Source organism: Brachyspira suanatina (assembly GCF_001049755.1).
GTDB lineage: Bacteria > Spirochaetota > Brachyspiria > Brachyspirales > Brachyspiraceae > Brachyspira > Brachyspira suanatina.
The window spans coordinates 1-842 of record NZ_CVLB01000017.1 but is presented as its reverse complement, the minus strand read 5'-3'; the positions used below and the strand labels follow the sequence as shown (position 1 = coordinate 842).

Annotated in this window: 1 pseudogene; it reads left to right on the top strand. The window is 25.1% G+C overall.

Features of this window, described 5'->3' with window-relative positions:
- Positions 1 to 842: pseudogene (locus BRSU_RS14620) on the top strand (hypothetical protein); the annotation flags it as partial.

The following is an 842-nucleotide window of genomic DNA, read 5'->3' as shown; positions in this document are numbered from 1 at the left end:
AGAAAATAATTTCTCTGATAAAGATATTAATATAGAAGATTTAATTGGTTTAGGAAATGTTCAAAATATAGAAGACGATAATGAAGAAGAATACCTAGATGATGATGCTTCAAAAGAAGAATCAAATTTAGATATGAGGGAATATACAGAAGAAGAACTTCTTGATGTTAATAATATATTAGACGATGAATTAGAATCAGAAACTAATGATTTATCTGCTTTTAAAAATCTTGAAAATATAGAAGAAGCTATTGACGAACAATTATTAGAAGATAATAATGAAGAAGAATACCTAGATGATGATGCTTCAAAAGAAGAATCAAATTTAGATATGAGAGAATATACAGAAGAAGAACTTCTTGATATTAATAATATATTAGATGATGAATTAGAATCAGAAACTAATGATTTATCTGCTTTTAAAAATCTTGAAAATATAGAAGAAACTATTGATGAACAATTATTAGAAGATGATAATGAAGAAGAATACCTAGATGATGATGCTTCAAAAGAAGAATCAAATTTAGATATGAGAGAATATACAGAAGAAGAACTTCTTGATGTTAATAATATATTAGATGATGAATTAGAATCAGAAACTAATGCTTTATCTGCTTTTAAAAATCTTGAAAATATAGAAGAAACTATTGACGAACAATTATCAGAAGATAATAATGAAGAAGAATATCTAGATGATGATGCTTCAAAAGAAGAATCAAATTTAGATATGAGAGAATATACAGAAGAAGAACTTCTTGATATTAATAATATAGAAGAAGATGAAAAAATAGTTGATGAAGGTTTATCCGCTTTAGAAGAGCTCGAAGATATAGAAGAAWYTA